3 protein-coding genes and 1 pseudogene are annotated in these 2117 nt (G+C 73.4%); 2 read left to right on the forward strand and 2 right to left on the reverse strand.

Features of this window, described 5'->3' with window-relative positions:
• Positions 1-392 (forward strand): annotated as a pseudogene (locus OO52_RS53875) (hypothetical protein); the annotation flags it as partial.
• On the opposite strand, the gene OO52_RS45330 reads toward OO52_RS53875, so the two are convergent.
• Positions 389-703: a hypothetical protein gene (locus tag OO52_RS45330; RefSeq protein WP_030659270.1), complete on the reverse strand. Its 315-nt coding sequence runs from the start codon at positions 701-703 to the stop codon at positions 389-391. The pseudogene OO52_RS53875 and the gene OO52_RS45330 overlap by 4 nt on opposite strands.
• Positions 704-976: 273 nt before the next feature.
• Here OO52_RS45330 and OO52_RS45335 point away from each other — a divergent pair, with 273 nt between their 5' ends.
• A complete protein-coding gene (locus tag OO52_RS45335) occupies positions 977-1843 on the forward strand; it encodes an SDR family oxidoreductase (RefSeq protein ID WP_051819146.1) in 867 nt (288 codons plus the stop codon).
• A gap of 174 nt (positions 1844-2017) precedes the next feature.
• Here OO52_RS45335 and OO52_RS53880 read toward each other — a convergent pair whose 3' ends face one another.
• Entirely contained in the window at positions 2018-2116 is a 99-nt protein-coding gene (locus tag OO52_RS53880; RefSeq protein WP_267881582.1) for a helicase associated domain-containing protein, read from the reverse strand.
• Position 2117: the final 1 nt, after the last annotated feature.

Here is a 2117-nt window from a genome sequence, read left to right on the forward strand (position 1 = left end):
CCCGCGCCGCTGCGCCCCGCGGCCCTGCGGTGCCGTGCCCGGAGGCCGCCCGTTGCCCAGCCCGGCCGCCCCGACGTCCGCGCCCGCCGCCGTACTCCCCGTGCCTGCCGTCCTGTGGCCGCCCGGCAACGCCGCGCTCGCGCCATGCCCGCCCGCGCGCAGCAGTCGGCCGTGGTGCCCGCGCCGCGCGCGACGAGGCCCGGCACGTCCTGCGCGAGGCGTGGCGGCTCGGCATCGAGCACCAGGTGCGGCTCGACGTGCTGTCCGTCTCCAACCTGCTCGCCTACGACACCCCGCGCGCCGGGTGGGAGCCCGAGCTGCTGGTGAGGTCGTCGGTGACGGCCGACAGGATCTCGATCGCGGTGGGGCCGGCGGGGTGCGCGTGCTGCTAGGTGCGAACGACCTGGCCGCCGAGGTCGAGCAACCAGCTGCCGAACCGGTCAGGGTCCTGGCCGAATCTTTGGAATAGGTAGGCGCACAGCTCGACCGCGAGGTGTTCGGTGAGCCGCAGGGAGTCCTCGCGCAGCGTGCCGCCGGCGCGCCATGCCTCCAGCACGGCGGTCAGGCAGTCGTAGATCTCCCAGTTGGCCAGGGGCGGGCTGTCTGCGGCGAGGTCGTTGCGGGCGGCTTCGTCCAGCGCGGCCGTCGTGATCAGAGCGAGCGCGGCGGCGCGCGGCGTGAGGTGGTTGGTGGTCTCGGCCATCGCGGTTCCCCGGCCACGCCGGGGTCTGGACGCCCGCGACGCGGTGTCTGGCCGTCCGGGCCCGCAACACCCTCCGGCGCGGCAGCCGGTCCGATGGCGTCACCCGTTTCCTGCGCCCGCGCGGCGCGCACGTCACGGCACGCGGGACTCTCCGAGGAGGTCGGATGCGCGCCGCTTGTGCTTCCGCGCGCCCCTACTGGCCGGATCACGAAGCTGCCACTATCGCCCTGCGCGGCTCACGGCCGCGGCCACGGACACGGCGACGGGGGACGCATGACGCGGCGATGGCTGGTGACGGGGTGCTCTTCGGGGCTCGGGCGGGCGCTGGCAGGCGCCGCCGCGGAGGCCGGCGACCTGGTGGTCGCCACCGCTCGCAGGCCCGCCACCATGAAGGACCTGGCTGACCGGTACCCGGACCGGGTGTCGGCAGTGGCTTTGGACGTGTGCGACACCGAGCAGTGCGAGGCTGCGGTCGCCCACGCGGTCGATCGCTTCGGCGGCGTCGACGTGCTGGTGAACAACGCCGGGGCAGGGCTGTTCGGCGCGGTCGAAGAGGTATCCGACAACGAACTGCGGGCGCAACTGGAGGTGTTGACTGTCGCGCCGTGGCGACTCACCCGCTTGGCACTTCCCCTGATGCGCCGTCAGCAATTCGGGCACGTCGTCAACGTCTCCTCGATCGCCGGACGGATGGGGCTGCCGGGCCTGTCCGCCTATGTGACGGGCAAGTACGCACTGGAAGGGATGAGTCAGGCTCTAGCGGCGGAAGTCGCGCCCTTCGGCATCCGGGTGCACGCCGTCGAGCCCGGCGGTTTCGCCACCCGCTACAGCACCTCGCTTGCCGAGGCCGCCGGCCGCATCCCGGCCTACGCGCAGAGCACGGGAGACGTCGAGGCAGGTCTGCGGGCCATGCCCGGCAACCCCGGGCTGAGCCAGCCCGAAGTTTTCGCCCACCACGTCCTGCGCCTGGTGGCGTCGCCCACGGCACCACTGCGCGTACCGATCGGCGCGGACGCCTACGACTTCCTGGGGGCGGTCGAGGCCGCGGGACGCGCCGAGTTGGCGGCCGCGCACGCCTTCGTCCACGACCCCGCCGAGCGCCCGGGGGAAGACGCGGCACCCGTGACGCCCACTGTGTGAGAACGGTGCCCGTGGTGAACCGCGCCCACCGCCCTGCCTGCCGGGACGAAAGCAACCTGTCCTTCACCCGACGCCTGCGCCGCAAACACACGGCCGTCGACCTCATCTTGGCCACCGCGGACAACCATCCCGCCTCTGTACGGGACGCGCCAGAACGCGGCCGTGCTGGCCCGATTACCAGCGCATGCCGAGCCGGTCCAACTCCGCCCGCCGTTCGGGGGTGAGTTTGTCGGCCCGGCGGCGGGTGTTGTCCAGCCACGTGCCGAGCCGGATG

The organism is Streptomyces flaveolus, assembly GCF_000716535.1.
Classification (GTDB): domain Bacteria; phylum Actinomycetota; class Actinomycetes; order Streptomycetales; family Streptomycetaceae; genus Streptomyces; species Streptomyces flaveolus_A.